Here is a 201-nt window from a genome sequence, read left to right as displayed (position 1 = left end):
TCGCCACCACCTGGCGCAACAACGGCCGACGCACCACACAACTCAACGTCAGCCACGCCTTCCACTCACCCCACATGGACGGCATCCTCGACCAATTCCACGCCACCGCCGCCACCCTCACCTACCACACCCCCACCATCCCCATCATCTCCAACCTCACCGGACAACCCGCCACCACCGAACAACTCACCAACCCCGACT

The 201-nt window shown here is 63.7% G+C and carries 1 protein-coding gene; it reads left to right on the top strand.

Annotated elements, in window-relative coordinates; all coding sequences use genetic code 11:
- Nucleotides 1–201, top strand: a 201-nt coding sequence (locus IF88_RS41850) for a hypothetical protein (protein WP_037808999.1), incomplete at both ends; no start/stop codon positions are given.

This window comes from Streptomyces sp. NRRL F-2580, assembly GCF_000720115.1.
Taxonomy (GTDB): domain Bacteria; phylum Actinomycetota; class Actinomycetes; order Streptomycetales; family Streptomycetaceae; genus Streptomyces.
The sequence above is the reverse complement of the archived record's forward strand: the minus strand, read 5'-3'. Positions and strand labels throughout refer to the sequence as shown.